21 protein-coding genes are annotated in these 24,202 nt (G+C 47.1%); 2 read left to right on the forward strand and 19 right to left on the reverse strand.

Translation table 11 applies throughout. From position 1 onward, the window contains the following. Positions 1-56: 56 nt before the first annotated feature. The 7 genes from KJS65_RS11230 to KJS65_RS11260 all read right to left on the reverse strand — a co-directional run bounded on the left by KJS65_RS11230 (position 57) and on the right by KJS65_RS11260 (position 4,389). Positions 57-548, reverse strand: a complete 492-nt coding sequence (locus KJS65_RS11230) for an 8-oxo-dGTP diphosphatase (RefSeq protein ID WP_213649897.1) — start codon at positions 546-548, stop codon at positions 57-59. Positions 549-773: 225 nt separating this feature from the next. Then, positions 774-1,271, reverse strand: coding sequence for a hypothetical protein (locus tag KJS65_RS11235; RefSeq protein WP_213649898.1), 498 nt, complete (start codon positions 1,269-1,271; stop codon positions 774-776). A 187-nt stretch (positions 1,272-1,458) separates the two neighbouring features. Further along, the gene (locus KJS65_RS11240; protein WP_213649899.1) at positions 1,459-1,743 is read right to left on the reverse strand and encodes a hypothetical protein; all 285 of its coding nucleotides are present in this window, start codon (positions 1,741-1,743) and stop codon (positions 1,459-1,461) included. Positions 1,744-1,889: 146 nt separating this feature from the next. Further along, the gene (locus KJS65_RS11245) at positions 1,890-2,441 is read right to left on the reverse strand and encodes a putative glycolipid-binding domain-containing protein (RefSeq protein WP_213649900.1); all 552 of its coding nucleotides are present in this window, start codon (positions 2,439-2,441) and stop codon (positions 1,890-1,892) included. 57 nt (positions 2,442-2,498) lie between these two features. Continuing rightward, a complete protein-coding gene (locus KJS65_RS11250; RefSeq protein ID WP_213649901.1) occupies positions 2,499-2,945 on the reverse strand; it encodes a GNAT family N-acetyltransferase in 447 nt (148 codons plus the stop codon). Between the two features lie 67 nt (positions 2,946-3,012). After that, on the reverse strand, positions 3,013-3,846 hold the full coding sequence (locus KJS65_RS11255) for a VanW family protein (RefSeq protein ID WP_213649902.1): 834 nt from the start codon (positions 3,844-3,846) through the stop codon (positions 3,013-3,015). Between the two features lie 33 nt (positions 3,847-3,879). Next, positions 3,880-4,389 carry a GNAT family N-acetyltransferase gene (locus KJS65_RS11260; protein ID WP_213649903.1) on the reverse strand — a complete coding sequence of 170 codons (510 nt, stop codon included), beginning with the start codon at positions 4,387-4,389 and terminating at the stop codon, positions 3,880-3,882. Positions 4,390-4,579: 190 nt separating this feature from the next. Between KJS65_RS11260 and KJS65_RS11265 the strand changes: the two genes are divergently transcribed. Next, entirely contained in the window at positions 4,580-5,851 is a 1,272-nt protein-coding gene (locus KJS65_RS11265; RefSeq protein WP_213649904.1) for an MFS transporter, read from the forward strand. A gap of 104 nt (positions 5,852-5,955) precedes the next feature. Here KJS65_RS11265 and KJS65_RS11270 read toward each other — a convergent pair whose 3' ends face one another. The 9 genes from KJS65_RS11270 to KJS65_RS11310 all read right to left on the reverse strand — a co-directional run bounded on the left by KJS65_RS11270 (position 5,956) and on the right by KJS65_RS11310 (position 16,526). Further along, positions 5,956-6,828 carry a sugar phosphate isomerase/epimerase family protein gene (locus tag KJS65_RS11270; RefSeq protein WP_213649905.1) on the reverse strand — a complete coding sequence of 291 codons (873 nt, stop codon included), beginning with the start codon at positions 6,826-6,828 and terminating at the stop codon, positions 5,956-5,958. Positions 6,829-6,890: 62 nt separating this feature from the next. Further along, positions 6,891-8,168, reverse strand: coding sequence for an alpha-L-fucosidase (locus KJS65_RS11275; RefSeq protein WP_213649906.1), 1,278 nt, complete (start codon positions 8,166-8,168; stop codon positions 6,891-6,893). Between the two features lie 26 nt (positions 8,169-8,194). Continuing rightward, complete coding sequence (locus KJS65_RS11280) at positions 8,195-9,874, reverse strand: ABC transporter substrate-binding protein (RefSeq protein WP_213649907.1); 1,680 nt, start codon at positions 9,872-9,874, stop codon at positions 8,195-8,197. A 52-nt stretch (positions 9,875-9,926) separates the two neighbouring features. Further along, positions 9,927-10,808, reverse strand: a complete 882-nt coding sequence (locus KJS65_RS11285; RefSeq protein WP_374706180.1) for a carbohydrate ABC transporter permease — start codon at positions 10,806-10,808, stop codon at positions 9,927-9,929. A 31-nt stretch (positions 10,809-10,839) separates the two neighbouring features. Further along, on the reverse strand, positions 10,840-11,751 hold the full coding sequence (locus tag KJS65_RS11290) for an ABC transporter permease (RefSeq protein ID WP_213649908.1): 912 nt from the start codon (positions 11,749-11,751) through the stop codon (positions 10,840-10,842). Positions 11,752-11,900: 149 nt separating this feature from the next. Further along, on the reverse strand, positions 11,901-14,219 hold the full coding sequence (locus KJS65_RS11295) for an AraC family transcriptional regulator (RefSeq protein WP_213649909.1): 2,319 nt from the start codon (positions 14,217-14,219) through the stop codon (positions 11,901-11,903). 179 nt (positions 14,220-14,398) lie between these two features. After that, entirely contained in the window at positions 14,399-15,016 is a 618-nt protein-coding gene (locus KJS65_RS11300) for a histidine phosphatase family protein (RefSeq protein ID WP_244864485.1), read from the reverse strand. A gap of 2 nt (positions 15,017-15,018) precedes the next feature. Then, positions 15,019-15,963 (reverse strand): aminoglycoside phosphotransferase family protein, encoded by a 945-nt coding sequence (locus KJS65_RS11305; RefSeq protein WP_244864486.1) that lies wholly within the window; start codon positions 15,961-15,963, stop codon positions 15,019-15,021. A 104-nt stretch (positions 15,964-16,067) separates the two neighbouring features. Beyond that, positions 16,068-16,526 carry a RidA family protein gene (locus KJS65_RS11310; protein ID WP_136604877.1) on the reverse strand — a complete coding sequence of 153 codons (459 nt, stop codon included), beginning with the start codon at positions 16,524-16,526 and terminating at the stop codon, positions 16,068-16,070. Between the two features lie 246 nt (positions 16,527-16,772). Between KJS65_RS11310 and KJS65_RS11315 the strand changes: the two genes are divergently transcribed. Beyond that, a complete protein-coding gene (locus KJS65_RS11315) occupies positions 16,773-18,230 on the forward strand; it encodes an ATP-binding protein (protein WP_244864487.1) in 1,458 nt (485 codons plus the stop codon). Here the strand turns inward: KJS65_RS11315 and KJS65_RS11320 are convergent. From KJS65_RS11320 to KJS65_RS11330, 3 genes are all read right to left on the reverse strand, one after another. Beyond that, the gene (locus KJS65_RS11320; protein WP_213649910.1) at positions 18,225-18,842 is read right to left on the reverse strand and encodes a histidine phosphatase family protein; all 618 of its coding nucleotides are present in this window, start codon (positions 18,840-18,842) and stop codon (positions 18,225-18,227) included. The two genes, KJS65_RS11315 and KJS65_RS11320, sit on opposite strands and share 6 nt — an antisense overlap. Positions 18,843-18,996: 154 nt before the next feature. After that, complete coding sequence (locus tag KJS65_RS11325; RefSeq protein WP_244864488.1) at positions 18,997-23,523, reverse strand: glycosyl hydrolase family 8; 4,527 nt, start codon at positions 23,521-23,523, stop codon at positions 18,997-18,999. A 248-nt stretch (positions 23,524-23,771) separates the two neighbouring features. Continuing rightward, the gene (locus KJS65_RS11330; RefSeq protein WP_213649911.1) at positions 23,772-24,200 is read right to left on the reverse strand and encodes a DUF6886 family protein; all 429 of its coding nucleotides are present in this window, start codon (positions 24,198-24,200) and stop codon (positions 23,772-23,774) included. Positions 24,201-24,202 lie beyond the last annotated feature (2 nt).

Raw genomic sequence — 24,202 nt, forward strand, 5'->3', positions numbered from 1 at the left:
ATTATAAGATTGAAAATAGGCCTGATGTATGATCTGGTTCGTTATTCTTAGCGCTGTTAGAGCTTCTTCACACTTTCCTTCAAGGTTACTAGGTTCTCCATGTCGTAGACTTCATAGATTTCGAATGTCCCTTCATCAAAAAAGAGCGGAAAACGGCGCTTGAACCAATCCTGCATAGGCAATGAGGTCGCTTCTTGAATCGGAACCCACCTCAGTTCGCCTTCAGGCGGATTTTCAAGCAATTCCCCTTCAAACGAGGTAGCCAAATAGTTGAAAACCATATATCTATAGTTCGTCGAAGGATCAACGAACTCATCCAGTCCTTTATAGATCAAGTCATGTACGATCAGCCCCGTCTCTTCGCGCACTTCGCGGATGGCACCTTCAGTCAGACTCTCGGGGAAATCCACTTTACCTCCGGGGCCGATATAGCCGGGAAAGCCACGTTTACTGGGACGGTTCAGGAGCAATACCTTATCTCCATCCTGAACGAGACACATGGTGTACAAAGCCACTTCGATTGCCGGTGCTGATGTTGCTTGTGTCATTTGCCTCTCTCCTCTGGTTCATCTTTGATTTATTGGTACTCCACAGGTTGGGACACTGATCATTCTAGCATATTTTTCTGTAGGGAGTATATCATTCCCTATTTCCTTCCATATCATTAATAACTCAGAAGAATCTACTCAGAGAACCATTCGTATCTCGCAAAAAAACCGTCCCATCCAGGAACGGTTTGTCATGTTTATCCATCAGAAATGCGATATGACTTTTTAATGCCCGGAAACCACGACTCGTTTGCCGTCTTCTCCGGTTTTCAGCATAACTTCCTTATCACGCCAAAATCCCTTCAAAGCTGTAAAATCAGCTGTAGAGCGGTTTAACGTTACATCCAATACAACTTTGCCATTTTTCATAAAAACGAGCTTATGAAGAGAATCATCATCAAGCGGATACTCCCCTAGAAATGTCCGGTTCAGCAAATATCCAAAATAAGAATGACTGGTGGTCCATGATATCCCCGTGGCTTCCTCCATCTCGCTCTTCGTAACATAAGGCTGAAAAACATAAATTTGATCCCAATCAATAGACGTTAATTCAGATATTTTAAAGGGTTGATGATGAGCCGCTGCTTCCTGCAAACGTGTTGCAAATTCATTTGCCCCTTGATTGCTTATCTGTTGTGACTGAAATGAAAAATAACTGATTCCAAAAGGTATCAACAAAACGATCAGCAGTATGAACGGTATTACCAGCTTTTTTTTGTTCATCACAAGGCTTCTCCATTTAATTCATAGTAAATTCATTGGATATATAAGAATTTACTATATCATACCCTCTGAAGATCATTCTTTCCAGCTTTTTTTACCTTTTTCCAAAAAAAAATAACGGACGGGATTCAGCCGATCGAATCCCGTCCGTTATTATTTTATAACTTCCTTGCTTCCTAGTACGAATTTAGAAATCCGACGTAGCCACCTCGATCGTGCCGAAGGCTGCGCCCGCACCCGTCAGCAGAGCCGCGACTAATAATAGATTCACCGAAAGTGTGAGACTGTTAAAGGCAGGGATCAAATACGTAATGACCGGAGCATTCACGCGTGTAATCACCAGGCTCACAGGATTTTCCGAGTTGTTCTGTACGGTAACAGCCGCGTTAATGCCTCCCGCAAGATTTTCATAGTAGGATTTGCCGACATTGGCTGCCAGATCGAAAAACTGTATTGGTAATAAAATCGCCATGTCGATCACCTCCTTTCTCTCAAGGATAGTATATTCTATGACATAATCTATGAAATGAAGCGATGATTGTCATAGGATCAACACACATTTTGAGAGAATGGTAGATAGACAAGATAGCATCTTCCTTCAGCGCCGACTCGCTTGGTTTATTTATTTTCCTGAATCCATTCTCCTTCATACTCGCAGATAATCCCCTCGGCATCCGTATGTAACCGGGCGGTATACCCACTTGTTGAGCGGTATTCAAACAACTCCTCTCCCAAGCGGGTATATTCCTGTTGAAGCGGCAGCACATCAAATTCGGGAAAACGCACCCAGGCAGCCGTCATTTGCTCCGATTTCCCGACCTCAAGCCGCATTCTGCGAATCGGAAGCAGGTTCGTTGATGGCGTAGCACCGATATCGATATCCTTAAGACCGTCCAGTCCGGGAATATAGATACCGTCACGCATCCAGCGATGATCCGCGTCTTTCTGTAATTTCATCGTTTGAACCAAGTTGTGCTGGATGTAATCTATCATCACGGATTCTGTATTTCCCAACTCGTCACAAATCACGTTGTATTCTACAAAGGATACTTCCTCCTTCAGGGAACGTATCACTTTGCCCTCAATTCTTGTCCGCTCCCCAAGGGTATGGGTACAATACTCCATTCCCGTACCATCCACACGTTTCCAGATCAATGTATGCTGCATCATGCTCACTCCCGTAGTTGAACTCGTTTTCAGGCCAAAGCCTTGTAGTGAATTTTCGCATTATAGGCGCAGAAAATAATGGTCGAACTCAATATCCTTCTTATAACCAAATTGTTCATACAGACATTTGGCAGATATGTTGTCTTTAGCAGTGGATAGCTCAAGGCCTTTGGCCTTGTTGACGGAAGCATAGCTCCGGGCAGCCTCCAGCAGCCGCTGCGCCGCCCCCTGTTTGCGGAACTCCTTTACGACGAACAAATCATTCAGAATGAACAACCGCTGCATGGAAACCGAGGAAAAGGATGGATACAGCTGGGTAAAGCCCAGAGCCTGGCTCGTCTTCGGGTCCCTTGCGACAAAAATGACCGATTCACTCAGGGCAAAGCGCTCAGACAAAAAATGCCGTGCCCCTTCAAGGTCAGACTCCTGCATATAAAAGATCCGGTACTCATTAAATAACACGGCGATATCTTCTAGATCATGGATCGAAGCTTGGTATACATTCATTACAGTCGATCATTCCTTTATTATGTATTCGGCATCCCACACATTTTACAGCAAACCCGTTACATCGTCACCGGATCTTGAGGTGGTGGAACTGTGGCCCTATAACCGAAACTGCAGGTATCTCATATTTGACCTCTGAGAAGTTATGTACCAGCAGCTCTTCAATCACTGTCAGCCCCGTTCTCTTATCAACCACTCTGCGCCAGATTTCATTCTCTCTGAAGTTTTTTCCGTCTCTGGAATGAAACTGATGATTTCTTTCTTCGATATGATATGCGTACGGCCATTCCTGGCCACAGTGGAGGGTTCCTTTGAGATGTTCTTCCGTCAGCCAGATGCTGAATTGAAAGGATACTGAAGTCGGATTGTAGAAACGAAGATCCACATAGTTATAAAATACGCTCGCCCCGCTTCCAAAAGGCAGGACACGGTGATCATCCGGAAACGGATCAAAGCTGTGATGATGACGCTCTGCAACCTCAAGCGGCGAATGCAGAGCCAGCCAATAAACCAGATTGGCCAATTGGCATAAACCGCCGCCGACTCCGGTTCTCACTTCTCCGCGAGATAGCTGAAGGCCTTCAATATAGCCTTTCCTTTTCGTAGGTTTGCCGACCAGCTTCCAATAAGAAAAGGTTTCACCCGGCCGAAGCAGCACGCCGTTCATCCTGCTGATGGCAATGCCAAGGTTGGTGATCTTATTCTCTTGAAGTCTTGGATCGGATGCGCCAAGCTTTCTCCGGAGAAGCGATTGATGGCGTTTCATGATGAAGGGAAGCGAAACATCCGAACGATCGACCGCAAAGGATTTGAACTTGTTCTGCAGACTTCGGGTTAATCTAAGCTGATGAATTCGCATGGTGTATGCATAGGGTAATTTGACGAGGAATCTCTTGAACATATCCATATTCACCATTCCTAATTGACGGCAATTTTAAATTTCCTTGTAATAATAGATCGTATCATCCAGCTGGCCGCTGGCCGAACGGGCAAAACGCGGTATTCTTCCCGCTTCGATATATCCAAGAGATTGATAGAGTAAATTTGATGGATCTCCGGCTCTAGTATCCAGAACAAGCAGCGTTCTGTTCTCGTATTTGGCCGCTTGCTCGGCCGTCTGCATCAGCAGGCGGGCAATTCCGCTTCTTCGGACATCAGGGGATACCATTAATTTTGCAATTTCAGCACGATGTGCTCCGTTAGCTTTCATTGCTAAATGCAGCTGGATGGTCCCTGCCACCTGCTCCCCTCTCATTGCGACCCACATCCGGACGCCGGGCTCCAGCACCTGCTGCCAGTATTCATGGGTATCCTGCTCCATAAGCGGCGGCAAAAAGCCGATTGATGCCCCGTCTTCAACCACATGGATCAATAGTGAAGACAGCTGCTCCAACAGCTTGGGCTCCATCGACTCTACTTCCCAGATTCTGATTTCTTCGTTCAAAATACATTGCCCCTTCCTGTTTATTCTTCTTTGTTATGTACGCTGGCAGCTCCGATTTGTTGCACTGCTCATAGTAGCTCCACCTTCCTGTCCCTTCTGGATGGACATCTTCCATTTTTTGCTTCCCTCCGGGAGATCCCCTTGCTACAATGGGGAGACAAACTATGACAATGACGGAGGATCAGACAAAATGCATGTACTGCATGCAGTAACATCAGGATGGAAACAGCTCGGCCGCAATATCCGGCTCTTTTTTCTGGCAAACCTTCTGTACCAGATCGGTACAGGCATGTTTTCGGTGCTCTACAATTTATACATTCAGTCCCTGGGATATCAGGATACGATGAACGGAACCATCGTCAGCGTACAGTCCTTGGCGACAGCGCTCATATTTATTCCGATTGGACTGATAGCGGACCGCGTCAGCCACCGGCTTCTGCTCTTGTTTGGGGCCTTGCTAACCGGTCTCAGTTTTATGGGAAGAGCCTTTGTCAGCGGAGAATCAGGACTCATCATACTCTCAATAGCCGCTGGCTTGTTTGCCGCATTCTTTCAGGTTATCGCTGTACCGTTTCTGGCGGAGAATACAACGAAGCAGCAGCGGCTGAAAATGTTCAGCTATCATTTTTCACTTGTTCTCGCAGCACAAGTACTGGGAAGCAGCGGCGGCGGATTCCTAGCGGATCTGCTGCAGCAGGCGGGCTGGAGCAAGATCCACAGTTTGCAGGCCGTTCTCTTTGCCGGGGGCGCAGCCAGCGTACTCGCATTCATTCCGCTTTTATTCGTAAAGAGAACGGTGAAGGATAAGGTTCTGATCGAAGCCGTGGTTCCTGTAGAACCCGCCAAGCTGCCAGCTCAGGCGAAAGACGACTGGAAAGCAATATTGAAGTTTACGCTCGCGCAATTAATTGTAGGTACAGGCTCAGGGCTCGTTGTCCCATATCTTAACCTGTATTTTACGAACCGTTTCGCCGTATCTCTCACGGCTGTAGGCATTCTGATCTCACTCGGCCAAGTGATGACCATCGTTTCGATGCTCATCGGACCTACGCTCGCAAGCCGCGTAGGACCTGTAAAAGCCGTCGTACTCTTCCAGATGATGTCTTTGCCGTTCCTGCTGCTTACCGGCTTCACGAATCTATTCGTGATGGCCTCTATCAGTTTCCTGTTCCGTCAGGCCCTGATGAATGCGGCCAACCCAATCCAGTCCTCCATTATGGTGGACAGAGTATCCGATGCACGCAGAGGCATTGCGAACTCCATGACGCAGACCGCTTTTATGATGGGCTGGGCAACCATGGGACCTGTGCAGTCTTTGTTGCTAACGACTTATGGAACTTACTGGGGTTATGCAATCACGTTCAGCATGACCGGCGTTCTCTATATCAGCGCTTCAGCGATTTATTATTTTATGTTTAAGGAGCGGAAAACCGCAGCTGCGGAGGCTGCGGTATCCATGTGAAAATGCTAGCGCCATTCCTAGCCCCATATTGACCTAAATAACATCGTTCATTAAAAAAGCCTGTTCATGCATTAGTAGCATGAACAGGCTTTTCATATTACCCTCTAAATCTCATTCCAAATTCGCCGCAAATTTTCAAGACCCAGCTTTGTGGCCTCACGGCACTCCTCCATACCCTCGAACTCAAGCGTAATATATCCGTCGTAGCCGGATTCTTTTACCAAGCGCAGCACGCGACGGACATCGATATCGCCCTGGCCAAAGATCGCTCCCCGCAGATAGTTTCCATGCGTGCTGCGGAACCAGTCGCCGCCGCCGGGATTTTCATCCGCGGGACGGATATAGAAATCCTTGACGTGAATCAGCGAGGCAAAGGGCAGGTTCCGCTTCACGCCAACCAGAGGCTCTTCGTCGACGCAGAGGAAGTTGCCGATATCAAGCGTCGTTTTGAAGTTCGGACGGTCCGCCGCCCGGAGAACCCGCTGTACGCGGTCGCTTGCCTGAACGCTGACGCCATGGTTCTCGATCGTGGTCGTGATGCCATAACCGGCTGCATAATCAGCAATTTGCCGGCAGCCCTCCACGATCTGCTCCAGATGATCCTCCAAATAGTCAATTCCCCATTTGTCGGGCGGCAGCGTGAAAGCGGTCACGTCGTGGCGCATATGCTTCATGCCCAGTCGGTGTACAGTGTCCACATGCCTTTTGACCCTCTCCATCTCGGCCTCGAAGTCTTCACGTGTCTCCTGCACGAAATTTGCGGGCATCGAATAATTGGACAACTCGATCCCCTTCGCCGCAGCCCGCTCGCGGACGGCATCCGCGAGTTCAGGCTGGTCTTCAAGCGTATATCCATAAGGAACGATCTCCATATGTTCTCCACCCTGCTCCGCAATCCAGTCGATGACATCAAGCACGGACATCTCGCCGGCTTTGATCGCGTGAAGCAGGCTATAGCTGCTTACTCCTGGCTTCATCCCGTTTATCAGCTCCTTGCCATATAAGTATCTTAGAAGCGATTTGTACCGCTATCTATCATCTATTCAAAAAGCTCCAGCTCAATCACCGTATCCAGTTCATCCGGCAGATCTCCGCCGGCAATGTGAATAAAAGCGCCGCTTTCCGTATCGGAGTATTGATCCGCCATCCATGGCGTTTGCACATGAAGCTCACTGCCATCAGACAACAGCCTTGCTTTTTTAATTTTACCTTTTAAGCCCTGGAAGTAGATGGGTCCGATGCCCCGGTCGAATACATGCGCATACAGTTTATTACCGCGTTGGGTATAACGTCCCCACTCCGGCTTTGGCAAGCTAGCGATTCCACAGCCGTAAATGCTGTCGCCATTGCGGTGAAGCCACTTCCCGACAGCCGCCAGAATTTCGAGTGACTCTTCAGGAATCTCGCCTTTGGCATCCGGACCCACGTTTAAGAGTAAATTACCGTTCTTGCTGACGCATTCCACCAGCGCTCGAATGACTTGGCGCGGGGACTTGTAATTATGATCGGTGGAATGGTATCCCCAATGATCATTCAGCGTAATACATGCTTCCCAGGGAACTGCCTCACCAGCCGAATTCACGATTCCTTCAGGCGGGATAATCTGTTCAGGTGAGAAGAAATCGCCTGCGTACACTTCAGGCTCCTCCGCCATAATGTTGCCGCCAAGACGGTTGTCAATGACGATATCCGGCTGAAGAGAGCGAATCATCTGAATCAGCTCGGTTGCCCGCCACTTCTCGGCTGTCATATCGTCATAGGAGAAGTCGAACCAGATAATATCAATCTTGCCGTAGTTGGTGAGAAGCTCCCGCACCTGGCCGTGCATATAGTCTAGGTAGCGGTCGAACTCCGTTTCCTTGTCCTTGAAGTCTTCATTGCCCCTCATCGGATGATGTCTGTCATCATATGCCGGATAATCATCATGATACCAATCGATTAAAGAATAATAGAAACCGACCTTAATACCTTCTTCCCGGAATGCATCCACATACTCGCGGATTAAATCCCGTCCAGCCGGCGTATTTGTTGCCTTGTACTCCGTAAGCTGGCTGTCAAAGAGACAGAAGCCGTCGTGATGCTTGGTTGTGAGAACAGCATAGCGCTGACCGGCCGCCTTGGCTGATTTCGCCCAGCTCCTCGGGTCGTATAGAACCGGATTGAACTCTTCGAAATACGGCTGATAATCCTCATTGGTGATGCGTTCATTATTCCGAATCCATTCTCCCCTTGCCGGGATCGCATACAAGCCCCAGTGAATAAACAAGCCGAATCGATCTTCCATCAGAGGAAGTGTTCTTTCAAAACGCGGATTCATGTCAGTCTTAACCTCCGTTTGCTGGTTTATTTTTTGTTCTTCTCATCATAAGCCGTTTGGTAAATTTCCAGATAACGTTTTAAGTTCATGTTATCCAGCTGGCTGACGTAGCTGTCCCATTCCGTATCCAGGCTCGCATCTCCAATGACAAAACGGGCAATCATCTCATCCACATAGTCATTGATGGTCTTGGCCAAATCGGCCACCTCGGACGCCTGTTCATTGGTCAGGAACAGCGGCGGCACTGTGCTGACATCTGTTGGTTTATACGGCTCATATTTATTCTTCGTCTCGTTGTACAGGATTACCTCTAAATCATCATCACCTTTTGCTACAGCCGACAGGCGGAAATCGTTAGAACGCATTGCCGGCCCGGTCTGAGCCCAGTTCACATTTTGAACCGTACCAAAGGATTTAAGCTCGGACCATACGGCAGGCTTGCCGTTAATGCCGATTTCGCCATCCTTGGCGTCACGCCATTCCTGATCGGGGCGGCCGTACACACTCCGCAGCGTCATTTCTTTCTCGTACAAGCCATCCGCCCAGCGCAGAGCAAGCTCCGGATTTTTGGCCTTCTTGGTAATGATGAAGGATCCAGGAGTCAACGCAGTGGTATCCGTTGCGGCATACTGCACGCCTTCCGGTCCTTTTAGAGGAGGAACAGCCTTATACTCTTTCCAGCGTCCGCTTTCACCCAGCAGCTGTGTGAATACGCCTTCATGACCACCCGTGGAAGCGCCTAAAATTACCGTATCCGGATTTTCACCCTGTTGAATCAGCTGGTTCTCGTCCTGGGTAAATGATTCCGGAGCAATTAGTCCATCCTTGTAAAGCTTGTTAAGATAACGCAGGCCTTCGCGCCATTCCGGTTTGTTATACGCAACATCGAGTTTACCGCCCTTAATGTACATATGTTTGCTGCTTGATCCGTACACCGGATTATAAATGAAGGAGTTCATCAGGAACGAATCTATGGTCGAACGCCATGACTTTTGAGTAATGGAAAGCGGTACTTCATCCTTTTTCCCGTTGCCATTCGGATCCTTCTCCTTAAAAGCCTTCAGAACATTGTAGAGATCATCTGTTGTCTTCGGCATTTCGAGACCGAGCTTTTTGAGCCAAGGCTCATAAATCCACATTTTCTGGCTCATGGAACAGTGATAACAATCATTAACTTCAGGAAGCGCATAGATCTTGCCGTCAATGGCGGTAACCGTGTCCTTGATTTCAGGATTATCCTGGAACATTTTCTTCGTTTGAGTGCCTTCCTTTTCAATCAAATCATTCAGCGGCAGGAACGCCCCCTGTGATCCATAGATCATTTGCTGTGTAGGGGATACATTCAGACCCATGATGACGTCCGGATAATCCTCGCTTGCCAGTACCAGGTTCAGCTTCTCCTGCATGCTCTGTTCCGGAACAACCTCCCACTCAATGTGCACGTTGGTTTTTTCCTCATACCATTTGGTGAACTCGTTGGTTTCGAAGTTCTCCACGAGCGGATTGCCGCGCACCATGATCTTGAGCGTCGTTTTATCCTTTACCAACGGATAGGTGCCTGGTGCCGATAATTCAACCGTTTGGGCTGCGGGCGCTTTACTTTCTTCCGTCTCCCCGCTTCCCTCTTTCGAGCCGCCTGAGCATCCTGCGAGCAGCATACTGACAGCAATGACCAGACTTGCGATCTTGCCAGCTTTCTTGTACATAACAACCCTCCATGTTTTTTCAAAAGTTATCGAAATCTTTCATGACCCGCTATCAGCCCTTTATCGAGCCAATCATGACACCTTTAACGAAGAACTTCTGCACGAATGGATACACCACGAGCAGCGGGACAGAGGTCACAACAATCAGTGAATATTTGAGCAGCTCCCGCAGTCCCTGACGCGCCGCAGCGGTCTTCGCATCCCCGAGCATGTCAATATTGATCTCGTTCTGGACGAGAATATCTCTAAGAATCAATTGCAGCGGATACAAATCCGCCCGTTTCAGGAAAATCATTGCGTTGAAATATTGATTCCAATGCCCCACGGCATAGAACAAGGCGATAACCGCAAGGATCGGCCCGGACAAGGGCAATACAATCCGAAGCAGGAAACGGAAATCTGTACATCCGTCCAGCTGCGATGCTTCCAGTAGTTCGCCGGGAATCGTCGTTTGAAAATACGTCCGCATGATAATGACATTCCAGACCGACAAGGCCGCCGGAATCAGCATGGACCAGACCGTGTCGATCATGCCGAGATTTTTTACCAGCAAATAGGTCGGAATAAGCCCTCCGTTAAACATCATGGTGAAGACGAACAGGAGCATAAATACATTCCGTCCGCGGAAATCTTTTCTGGACAGCGGATAAGCTGCCAGAACCGTAAACAGCAGGTTAATTCCCGTTCCCGCCACGGTGTAGAACAAGGTGTTCATAAAGCCGCGTACAACCATTCCATTTTTGAAAACAGCCCGGTAACCATCCAGCGTTGGTTCAACAGGCCACAACCACACGCGTCCTGACAAGACTGCACTGCTCGAGCTGAATGAAGCGCTTACAACATAAACGAGCGGATACAGCACGATAATCATAATCAGAGTCAGTACCAAATAATTCATGATCGTAAATAGACGGTCAGAGCCGGCTTCTTTCATTTTTGTTTTTCGCAAGGTTTCCGCCGCCTTTCTACCATAAGCTTTCCTGCTTCAATTGTTTGGCTGTCTGGTTCACGATAATGAGCAGGATGAAGCCAATCACCGCTTTGAACAAGCCAATGGCTGTCGCATAAGAGAAATTCATAGCCTGTGATACAAGCCCCACTTTATAGACGTAGGTATCGATGACTTCAGAAGAGCGCAGATTCAGCGCATTTTGCATCAGCAAAATTTTCTCGAAGCCCGTTTCGAGCATTTGTCCGGTATTCAGGATCAGAAGAATGACCGCGATCGGCAGAATGCCCGGTATATCGATATGACGCATCCGCTGGACCTTCGTCGCCCCGTCCATCACTGCCGCCTCATGCAAGGCCGGATCAATGCCGGAGAGCGCAGCCAAATAGATAATGCAGGCAAAACCAGTATTCTGCCACACATGCGACCATACATAGATCGAATTAAACCAGGAAGCCTGGGCCATAAAATGAAACGGTCCAAGGCCAAACCATCCGAGCAATGTGTTAATCAGTCCGGTCCGCGGATCAAGAAACTGCAGCAAGAGCCCCACCAGGACAACCAAGGAAATGAAATACGGCGCATATGTGATCATCTGTACCGTGTTCTTGAAACGCCGATTCTTCACATAGTTCAGTCCCAATGCCAGGATAATAGGAAACGGGAAGCTCGCGAGCAGGGCATAAAAGCTGATCACCAGCGTATTCCGCAGCAATCTCCAGAACTCATGGGAGTGAAAAAAACGCTCAAATTGTGCAAATCCCACCCAAGGGCTGCCTCCGATGCCTTTGGTTACGTTAAATTCCTTGAAAGCGATCTGTGCGCCGTACATCGGCACATACTTGAATATAATGATGTAGAGCAGCGGCAAAGCAAACAGCGCGTACAATTGCCATTTGCTTCGGAAGTCCTTCCAAAGATTCAGCATAGTCACCCCCGTTTAAGTTTTTTATACCGGCTGGTGACTGAAGTATAGACGAGAGCCTTTTCGGAGGTAAATCTGCATGTTTTGGCTGCTATGCCGTATTTTAGAATGAACATTATTCCGCATTATGGGCATTATTCTTTTCTTTACATTCAGGCTTCCCGCGGCTGGTTTTCCTTCCGGAATTCCGTTGCACTGAAACCATTCGCACGTTTAAAAGCTCTGCTGAACGTATTCAGGGACAAGTAGCCTGTAAGTCCCGCAATTTCACTCACAGGTCTGCCGCTATGGGCAAGCAGTCGTTTGGCCTCCTCCATGCGGACATTCTCCAAATAGTCTGAAAAGTTCATGCCCGTTTGTTCTTTGAAGAAAAATGACACATATGCTTCGGAAGTCCGAGCTTCCTGCGCAAGCACCGCAAGACTAAGATCCGGCTCCGGATAATGACGGTCAATATATTCGATCAGCTTGCCTGCCAGAGAATCATTATGACTTCGTTTGCGGTCCTCATACTTCTGACAGAGCTGCAGCAATGTCTGAAACAACATATGAATCGCTTCGGAAGGGGACAATGCCGGATCGGAAGCCTTCAACACGACCTCCACTTCATGGGTTATCAGATCCTCACCCGAGCCGGAGGGTTCGCAGCATTTCATCAGCGTTCCGCACAGCTCTTGAGCAAGAAGCCGTTCGACGACTGCCGGTACCTGATGTTCTCCCCCATTTTTATCCCTGATTTGTTCCATCAAGCGGGCGGTCTCCGGCTTGTTGCCCGATCTCACCAGCTGAATCAATCGCTGTTCAACATCCGAAGGATAAAAATAAGCGGGAACGGGCACCTGCGCATCATTGTAAAATAATAATGGTTGCTGCTCGCTCCATGCAGCATGAAGCAAGATGAATTCAGCTTCTCCAAATGCACGATAAATCTCCGTCAGTCTGGTTTGGCAGGTTCCGACAGCTAATAAAAGACCTGCATTGCTTGCATCTTGTAATCTTCCATATAAATGGTGGACGAGCTGCTTTACCATGTCCATAAAATATTCGGAGGAATCCCCTTCACCATGGATCAGCAGAGCCAGCTTGTTTTCGCCCAAATCATGAACCTGTACAAAGACTTGTTCTGCCGTACTGCTCGAAGAGATAACATCCCGGATGTTCAGCTTCACGATATCCAGCTCCATCAGCATTTCTTCATTGTACGGTGCATGATAGCCCCGAAGCCGGATAATCGCGGCAGTCAGATAAGTTCCGCAAAGCTCAACACGGGAATGCTCCATCGCCGCCTCAACTTCCTCTTCTGATGTAAAACCGCCTTGTAGGAGGCGGTCGAAAAACACATTTCTCAGCAGCGGAACCTGGGCTTCAAGCCGGCTGTTCAGCGCATCATGGCTCTCCACCAAGGCGGATACCGAACTCCTGATATCATCCATCAGATTGCCGAGCGGACGTTTCTCTTTCCCCCCAGGCTTCAGTGGCAGCAGCTGGAGCAGCTTAAACACAGGGCGGCTGCTGCGGTAAGCCAGAAAACCAGCTACCAGGAGCCCTGCGATAAGCGCCAGAAGGAATACGGTTAATGTAAGTTCCTTGATGTAATTGGCCTTTTCCAGGACAACCGTTTCCGGTTGGGCAGATACGTAGGTCCAGCCGTTATAACTGGAAGTCGTTTGTGTAATTAGCATCTTTTTCCCGTTCCACTGAATTTGCGAAAACCCCTCTCGGACAGGAAGCGCTTTCAAATCTATGGACTGTCCCTCCAGTCCCGTGTGACTGATGAGGTTTCCATTCTGGTCAGCGACATAAGCGAATCCGCCCTGCTCCGAATCTATATGCTGAAGCATCTCCTGGATCTGACGGTTGTTAATGAGCACGGTAATGACTCCGCCGCTGTCTCTTGTTCCAAACGACTGCATATAACTGACGACCGAATATGCCTTTCCTTCGTATATCACGGGCATACCGGGTTTATAGGTTTTATAATAATATTGATTAAAAAGCTGAGCGTACCATTCATCATAGGACATGTTGTCGTAACGAAGCTGGAGGCTGTAAAATTGCTGTGCGTTATACACCTTGCGCGGAGAAATAAACATGCCGCTGCTCTTATAGGCGATATAATAATCCACGATAAAATGGTTCGACATCCGGTAATCAAACAAGCTTTGCTCCAGATCCCATAATCGATATGGATTAGTGTTCTGAAAAGGGGCTTTGACGAATTGAAAGGACTGGATTTTGGACTCACTGGACATTTGCTCGGCAATGGTCTCCACTTCCGCAAAACGCCGGTCCAGCGCCTCCCGGATTTGTCCGAGCGCTGCCGCATTGCTTTTCTTCGTTTCACTCTCCACCAGAGCCGAGGTTTTATGATAAGCAAACCATCCAACAAGCAAGGAACCCAGCAGAATAAGCGCATAAGGTATAAAAAAACGGAAAATCAGTGTAGCACGTTCACCGGAAGCTGTCCTCAAAACAAATCCCACCCTTTGCCATCGTTTGCAATATTAATCCCAATATAGCAGAGATGTGAACCAGCGTCTTTACATCTGTAGTCACATCCACAAAAACCCCCACAAACTTAATACATTTTCAGTCAAAAAAAAGAAGCTGACCAGATTTCATTATCCAGCGCAGCTTCTATTATCAAATTTTATTCCGCCCAGCATCTCGTAACCTGCTTTAATTCCTTATCTTCAAAAGCCAGTTTATACACATCAGGCATGGATGTCGATCTCCAAAACTCAAAATCATACTCCCTGTTAAAATAATTCATGATCAACGTCATGATATCTCCATGGGTGCCGATAGCTATTTTTTTACCGCGATGCTCTTCAAGAAGCTTCAATATGACCTGCGAACCTCGGTACTGCGCTTCTGAGCTCGACTCTCCACCAGGAATCGTAAAATGAAAATCATCGTAAAGCTGCTTTTTGCAGCTGAAAAAATGACCCTCCGGTACATGAAAATCCTCGCCAGCAAGGGTTCTTTCCTTCAAGTCTTCAATAAGAATGATATCCCCGCCCGCTTCACGAGCCGATGGTTCCACGGTTTGAATAGCCCGTTGATATGGGCTCGAAAAAAAAGCGTCGATATCCTCCGTACGCAGGATATCTCTAACGAAGAGGGCATCCTTCATCCCTTTTTCGGAAAGTCCCCTGGCTTCTTCCATACCCGGTATGTACTTCGACTCCGCATGTCTCACCATATATATGACCGTTTGAATCACGACTGCCTCCTCAGCGATCCGCGCTCCGTGTACGGCAATCACATTCAAGCCTCCTGTCTCATGTTGTGATTGGTGTACCAGACCGGAACCATGTTTTCAAAATATTGATGATCCTCCAGCACCCTGTCGATTCTATCCATCATGTCACTTATTCCCTCCGGATGCACTCTGAGCGTCCAAGCAACCGAACCAACCAGGTTCATGGCCAAATAAAGCGAATACAGCTGCCAAAATATCTCGTCCGGCTCCTGCTGACCATGATATCCATGGATCTGTCCGATGGCAAATGAAACACTCAAATCGCTCGAGAAAAAGCTGATTTTCAAAAAGTCATGGATGGGATCCCCCCAATCGCACCGGTTAAAGTCAATCACACCCGACAAATGCCCCTCCTTGACAACCAGATTCGCCAGATGGAAATCATCATGCTGGAACCGGTTCGGCCGGTGCAGCATCCAATGAAGATGCTCATCTATAAACGCGAAAAGCTTGGTGTCCTCCTTAATTCGAACCCCACAGCTGCGGTACTGATCCGTATTGCGGTGATATTTTCTGACCTGCCTTTCGTACCAGGATGGAATGAATTCAGGCGCATGATACTGATGTATTTTCAACAGCTCCGCTCCCGCTTCCAGCCCGATGGCATACTGTATTTCAGGTGAATAATCCGATATTCCAACAGCGGCTTCCTCACCTTCGATAAAGGTCAATATCATATATCCCAGTTCAATGTCATCCCATCGGCCAAGCTCCAAGGGTCTCGAACAATGAACCTGGTAATGCTGCATCCGTATCAAAGCTTCATACTCCACTCCTTTTTGCGGATACAGCTTGATGTCAAAGACTCGCAGCAGGTATTCTCGGCTTCCTTTTGTCACTATGAATTTTTGATCACCGGAAAACCCTTTGTCGATATGTATCATGGAATCGCTGCCTGCAAGCAGCGGGATCTGTTCCATCCGCACTTGAATTTCGGTCATTTTCATCATCCGTTTTGCCTGCTCCTTGCTTCATAGAATATAAAGAACCACACACCGGAATTGCCTAGGCCGTGTTGTGGTTCGATAAAAAGCATTGATTGTTGGTATAATGCTTACTCTTCCACTTCAAAAATCGAATCAATGATGATCGGCAGGTTATCTCTTACGGACACGGCTCCAAATACAGACCGCGCATGCTTTCCCCGCTCGCCAAAAACATCCATCATCAAATCCGAACAGCCATTTAATACCTTGTGATGCTCCTCATAAAAAGGCTGCGCATTCACAAAGCCTTGTATTTTCACCACTCGTTTCACTTTATCCAGTGTTCCGAGAGCAGATTTCACAACCGCCAAAATCTCAAGTCCGGTACTCCGGGCGAATTGATAGCCTTCCACGGTCGAAAAATCACTTCCCAGCTTTCCCTTCGGTTGACCTGAAGGGCCCTTTCCCGATACGAACATCAGTCCATTCACGATCACGCAGTTGACGTATCTTGCGGCCGGGGAACTCGACCCCGGAAGAATAATTCCAAGCGATTCCAACCTGGATTCAATACTTTCTGATGTCATATTCAGCACTCCATTCCTATTATATTCCAGCAGATTTTTACACTTACTAAAGAATCAATGATCTACTATATTCGCCTGGATACCAATAAAATCCTGTCATGGAAAAGTCTTTAATCTCATGGAAAAGAACATACTTCCGTCGAAAACGCTAAAAATATTTGATTCTTCCATTGAAGACCGTCCCTTATCATGATTATAATATGGGTACAATCCGACATAAAAATGGAATAAGAGAGGAGATTATCGGTGTTACGTGATCATGTCCAGAGTTATGATCCGACCTTTCAGCATGCTGCTCTTGGAATGGCTCTCATCTCGCTCAATGGAACCTTTCTAAAGGTTAATCCCGCATTATGTGATCTTTTGGGACATCCACGGCACGAACTCCATTCCATCCCTTCCCTGGACATTACATATCATGATATGCTGACTGTCATTTCGGAATTCGGCAAGTCGCTCGAATCCAATCATCTTACATACGGAAAATTTGAACAGCAAGTACTACATAGAGCAGGTCGACAACTGAATATGACCATTCATCTCACGATTATTTATGATGAGGACCCTTTTCCATCGCATTATTTGGTGCAATTTGAAGATCGCACCCTTTTAACCGAGACGGAGGGGCTGCTTCATTCAACTGAAGTTATTTTGCTGGATATCCAAAATTCGTATTATCAGCTTCTTGAGAAAATGCCGCTGGCCGTCTTGATCACCAAAAAAGGGATCATCCAATACGTCAATCCAGCAGCACTCCGGCTCGTTCATGCCAATGATAAAAGCGAAGTTCTCGGGATGTCTACCGATTCAGTCGTCGATACTTCCTATCATCAAGCACTTTCTGACCGCAGAAAAAACTTTGTTACGCACCAGTCACTCCGAAGTATCAGCTATATGATCAACGCTTTGGATGGACAGCAAAAGTTTGTAGAAGGTTTTACGCTGATTATCAATTATGAAGGAGAGCCAGCCGCCGTTGGCGTTTTCAAAGATATTACGGATCAGCAGCAAAAAGAGGAATATATTATGCAATCCGAAAAGCTAAATATGGCCGGACAGCTTGCAGCAGGAATCGCACATGAAATCCGTAATCCGCTGACCTCCATTAATGGGTTTATGAAGCTGATGAGGTCATCAAAACGCAGTACCGAATCGTATTTCGATATTATTGAATCTGAACTCAAACGAATCGAGCTTATTGTCAATGAGCTGCTGGTTTTATCCAAACCACAGGGCAACCACATAAGCAAACCCGTGAATGTCCTGCCCATATTGGATCAGGTCATTACCTTAATGAGGGTTCAGGCTGCATTAAAAAATATCGAGATTACTTTTCATTGTCCGGACACTTCTCTATGGATTACCGGGGAAATGAATCAATTGAAACAGGTGTTTATCAATCTGCTTAAAAATGGTATGGATGCCATGGGCACAAGTGGGACGATTCACATAACAGCCGAATTCAGCGATCTCGAGGTGCTGATCAGTGTTCAGGATGAAGGCAGCGGTATGACTCCGGAGCAAATTCAAAAACTCGGACAGCCATTTTTCACAACCAAAGAAACGGGGACAGGTCTTGGATTTATGATCACACAAAATATTATTCATAATCATGGCGGCTCCATTCAGATCGACAGCGTTCCGGATCATGGAACCACCTTCACCGTGAAACTGCCCAAGATAAACGAACCTGAAGACTTATGACAGATCGATTGGCGTTAAATGATCAACGGATGCAAAGCCTGCAATTTTATACTTTCCGCTTTCATAAATTAGTGTTGTTATAGAACACTCGGGAACCAGCTCGCTTTGTACGGCAACGAAATTAGGATGCCAAACTTCCAGTTGGTTCTCGGGGAATGTATTCACCAAAAAATCAGTTATTAAACCTCCATGAGTAACGATTACGATATTACTTTGTAACGGGTGTTTCTTGGCTAATTCTGTTAATAAAGAGGATAAACGCTCACCTGCTGCCTTTGCTGAATCGCCAACGGGTGGTATATATTCGGGTTCAAATGTAGACCGCTCCCACATGGCAACAAACTCCTCAAAAGTTTGCCCTGGAAGATCACCCCAATTAGCACGTTCCCGCAATCGACTATCCATATTCATCGGTGATTTCGTCTCTAATGCAATATATTCAGCGGTTTCTTTCGCTCTTCGAAGTGGACTTGAAAGTATGATTGTTACAGGTAAATTACCAAAATATCTTGCTGTCGATTGTGCTTGTATGACCCCTTTTGTTGTGATTGGGACATCCCCAATTGCCCTTTCTTTTATAGCATGTCTTACAAGATAGAAAGTCGCGCTCATATTTCAGACCTCCCTACAATTGTGCCACTGTCATATTTTACATCATTCAATTATATAATAGCTCACTCTTGCACTCCATATTTTCTTGATTGTTAAATCCATCTTCCCTCATGAAAAAGAGCCCTGGATAAGCCAGGGCTTTTTCAATCACATTTTATTGTGTCGTACCATCGGCCTTTGCGCTTGTCTTCACGATTCTGATATTGCTCATCGGTGACAGATTGCCGGCCGCATCATAAGCAGCCACAAAATATGAATAGGATGTGTCTGGAGTCAAACCCGTATCTTTAAACTGGAGGTCCTTCGTTTCAGTAATAACGGTATTATTCCGGTATACCTTGTAGCCTGCAACCCCCATGAGATCCGATGATGGTGTCCACTTCAACTGGATAGACGTACCGGATACTGCTTCAGATTTCTCTAATGTCGGTTGAACCGGAGCTTGCGTATCTGTAAGGGTAGGTGACCACCAATTACCGGACACGACAATCATACTCAGCAGCCGAAGCGTATTGCCGAAATATACATCTTCCTCTGTTGAAACAGCCGCATTATAATCCCATAAACGGTTTAGCCAGGATTGATTGGAGGAATCGAGCATCGCCCCAACCATCAATGGAGCAGTAAAGGACAGATCCGGATAATCCTCAAGCGGTGCAGAACCGTCCAGCTTATAGCCCGCAAGAATCTTCGAGGGATCATCCTTGGTTGTCTTACGAATCCAACCTGTCAGCGTATTCAGCTGTTCTTTTGCCCGCCCATCTCCTGTTATTAAAGCATCCGTCCCGATCCGCCATGGTGTGCGGGATGAATTATAGCTGTAATCTCCATCGGTTTCAGCTTCTAGAAACTCTGGATCAGCAGGAGCATAGCTTCCGTTCTTCTTCACCACAAAATCAGGAAGCAAACCTGCTTTCGGACTGAACTTCGTGAAGAGTTCACGGCTTACCTCGTAGGTCTTGTCAATGACAAGCTCCCAATTGCGATCACCGGAAACCTGCATGAAATCCTTGAGGTGCTGCAGCATAAAATCAGAGGGACGCGTCGCACTGCCGTATTTTACATCGTTATCCTCTGCCCAGTCAGCCAGCTTTAATGTCCACTCGGTATGATTAACATCATTTTTCATAATGGCTTGAATCACTTTTTTGGCTTCTGCCAAATAATTAATCTTACCGCTGCTTCCCCATTGACTGTCCGCCAACAGCAGGGCGTATGCGATATCCATATCTCCGTCCGTCGCGGAATCCACCCCATCCACATCTACGATGTCCTTGCCAGTGTCACCCTGTTTCCAAGCCATGAGGTCCGGGTTGATGCTGCTAGGATGGGCTCTGAAATAGCGATACAGTCCGTCAAAATACGATTTGGCCTGAGGATCTTGACCTGCCATGTATGCCGTAATCAGCATCCCATAACCATGTGCTTCAGAGACGGTAGTTGCATCATAATCTATATCGAGAGCATCATCATGCTCTTTTTCGAACCAGTCTCCATCGGCATACCACACATAATACTGTGACGGGTCCGATGACTTCAGATACGGATTCGACTTCAAATATTTTTTCTTCCATTCGTTATAGAGGCGGGTTACCGTCGCATCGATTTGAGTCTCACTCTGATGATTCGGTTTGATCGAACCAGCCGCGTAAGCCGTATGCTGCGGGAATGGCTTTACAGCTCCGCTGCCCAGGAAAGACGCTTTTGTCTTTGCAGCGATTACAGCCGTAGAACGTGATTCTGATCCGTTTGTGCCGAAAGCCTTGACCGTATATTGATACACGGTTTCCGGCTGTAACCCGATATCCTGGAAAGCGGTGCCTTCCGCTGTACCGGCCAAATGACCATCACGATATACATGGTAGCCTGCCGGCTGCAAACCGCTCGATGCGTTCCAGGACAAGTTGATCTGGAATGGAGTCATACCCTTGCCTTCCAGCTCCGATGGAGCAGATGGCGGTTCATTTCCTGAAGCAATGCTTTGGGTACCCACCTCTACTTTATCCGAATTATCTCTTACACCAACGGCACGGATGACCAGATGGTACTGAATCGCAGGATCAAGATTGTCAATGGTGAGACTGTATTGATCATTGCCCGATTGAACCGGTACATACTTGCTCCAGTATTTGCTGATTTTATCGTCCTTCTCATAAATACGGAAACCTCTGACCCGTTCTTTCCCGGATGAAGGTGCTTTCCATGTGACGATCGCTTTGCCGTCTTTCACCTCCACCGCGGCTTGCTCCACAGGTGCTGGTTTAGTGTCAGTCCGCTTAATACCGTAATGATCATATACGCCAAGTCCGTCTTTACTATAACCAGCTTTGCCTTCATCCGCGACTGCTGCTGTCATGGCATCAAACTTCAATACCTGATCCGAGATGGAGACATCGGTGAACATTTTCTTCTCAGGCTGCTCGTCAATGGCTGCAAAATAATCATCATACGGAACTGGCTTGCCGTCCGCACCGATGATCTCTTCCGGTTCACCATCGGCGCCGGCTTTATACTGGTTGTTCTTGTAATAGAACTTGTTGCCAAGCGCATTGGACATGAGATAGACCGTTCCTTTAGGATCTATAACGTTACCTTCCACGTCCTTTTGCAAATCCTTGGGATCAACCACTTTATCCCCATACATCTGGAACGATCTCATATACATATGGTCATGCGCTTCGAATACCATATCGATGCCAAGCTCATCAAATAACGGAATCAAGTTCTTTTTATAGAATTGTATACGCTGATCTTCCCATTGGGCCGAATTATCTCCAGCTGCATATGGCGACTTATGGAAGGTGACGAATTTCCACTTGGCATCGCTTTTTGCTACTGTATTACGCATCCAATCCACTTGATTCCAGAACTGCTCATGCTTGTCATCATCCCAATCTACTGAGCCGTCTTCCTTCAGCTTGCCGTCAAACTCCGAATTAAAGACCATGTACAGCGCATCCCCATATTCAAAAGAATACACGGACCCGTCGTGAGTCGCCTTGACCACGTTGCGCGGCAGGTTGAAATGATTATAGAAATTATTGTTGGGCGTCGTTTCATCTCCGTCCCAATCCGAGACCTCATGTCCGCCCAGCACCGGTACAAAAGGCACATTGAGCAGCTGATCTTGGGCTACGCCCAACAGCCACTGCCACTGCTCCTCTAAGTCACCGTTATCGACCAAATCTCCTGAATTAATGAGGAATTTGGGACTGCCAATATGATTATTCGCTTTCTTGAACGTATCTGCCCAAGGTTCAAACTCTGCTTTATTGGAAGCCTGCGAGTCCGAGCCTACGATAAATCGATATGGCTGTGACTTTTCTGTATCGGTGGTAAAGGAGCCGACTGCGCTCCACTCCGTTCCATTGCCCACGCGGTACTTATATGTAGTTCCTGGTATTAGCCGGTCCGCCGTCACCTTATGACTGTAAAATTTCGTTTTACTGCCGGTAGTTCTGTCTTCCTTCGTCATGTAGGTTGAAATTTCTTCAGCGGAGCCGCTGTATTCCTTTGCAGCAGCAGCCAAAAATTCCTTTTCCTGCATGCGGGAAGCTTCTATCAACTGAATTTTTGTCTCGGTCTTGATGTCCGTATACCAGGCAAAAGCGAGACTGGTTTTCGGATCTCCGTTAAACGTCATATTGATCAGCTTCGGCATCGTCGGGGAATCCTGCACAGTAAAGCTCCAGGTAAGATCGCGCGCCAGCAAAATTCCGTCATCCCCTTTGATGGCTGACTTGCCGATGAAAACTTTATATTTCGTACTGTATGTCAGGGGGGTATGCTGAATCTGCAGCAGATTTCCGTCGGTGATTTCAAATTTGAGACCAGGTGCTGGTTGCCCCTGTTCATCCGTTACACGGATGTCCTGCTCATCTGCTAGATTCACCTTTTTGCTAAACTTGATCTTCAGCGGATCAGCAGCTGATGCTTTTTCTGCCTGATCCAGGGGGCTGTGGGTCAAATCCAGCGTTGGATGTATAGGCTGTTTTCCTTTAATAGGCTCACCTGTTACCTGAATAATGCGGATGCGGCTGGATCCCCCTCCTCCAATGCCGGATGGATTTTCGTCCGTATTGGTAGCCTTATTGGCACTCACTATCCAGCGGATGAACAGAAGCTCCTTATCATCTGCTAATGGCAGGGCGAGATTCTTCAATTTGCAAGACTGCTTAGGGCAGTCATAGCTCGATGCGGTATTCATTTTCACGTTACCGTTCGGCACATCCGTCCAATTGGAGAGATCCGTACTCGTCTGAATCTTGAATTCATTCGGACCGGACCCGGATGAGCTTTGCTCAGAGGAAAGCTTAATTTGACTGTATCCAGCCGTTGATAAGGTTGCCAGCCAGTATTTCTGACCTTCCTCCGGATCCCAGCCTTGATAGCTCAGATCATGTGCTTCATCATCATAGTATTCAAAGGTACCGCCCACATTTTGCAGAACGGACGAGGATTGGTATTTCCCACCGGTAGCCATGTGAACCCCTTGCTCACCCTTGTCCTTAAACATCCATTCAGCCAGAACTGCAGCGCTTTTGCTTATGGCTCCACTCTGGAGATTCCCCGTTCCATTCGCGTATATGTTTCCTTGAAATGGCCAGGCAAGCAGAGCGAGAGCGGTTAACAATAAGGCCGTCTTGCTCCAGGCAGTTCTGCTTTTATTCCTAGTCCTCATTTTTTTACCCCTTCCCCTTTATAATTAAAGCGCTTTAACTTTTGGGTTAGCAAAACACTTGCCGTTTAACGATAAGCAACACTCCCTTCCCATGGCAGGACAATCAGATATCCCGTTATTGATAATATAGCGTATATGCTCAGTCCAATTCTCGATATATTGGATTCAGTTACTTCGCTTTTCTACCTTTATTGTTGTTATTTTTGCAGAGCAAAGTAAAAGAAGCAGCAGTAGGCCACTTCTTCTCTTTAGTAATCAGGTGAAATAGCATGCTCAAATCTGTGAATGCCGAAGTCCTTGACTGATGAATGGAGAATAGCTTCCCGTAACGGGTTAAGATCTGGCGTAAACCGGACATCAATGCCTAAATTCATTAAGTGCTGCAAAGAATTCCGAATCTCGGTTCTTTCGACAGGTTTTACCATTTCCCTGGAAATAAAATAACCAGCTGTCTCATCAAACAGCTCAAAGGTTTCCAGCGGAAGCTCATATCGGTACAATGTGGTTCCCATGATACTCCTGTACCAGCCGGTTTCCAGTGTTAAGACACTGTTAGATGATGTATGTCCAAAAAATCGAATCTCGTCTTCCTCTGAGATCCCGTCATGCCTCGTATATACAATCCGAGGATGAAATATTCCGATATTCTCTTCCTCGCTAAAATGGTAAAGTTTCATGC

Source organism: Paenibacillus sp. J23TS9, assembly GCF_018403225.1.
Lineage (GTDB): Bacteria > Bacillota > Bacilli > Paenibacillales > Paenibacillaceae > Paenibacillus_AQ.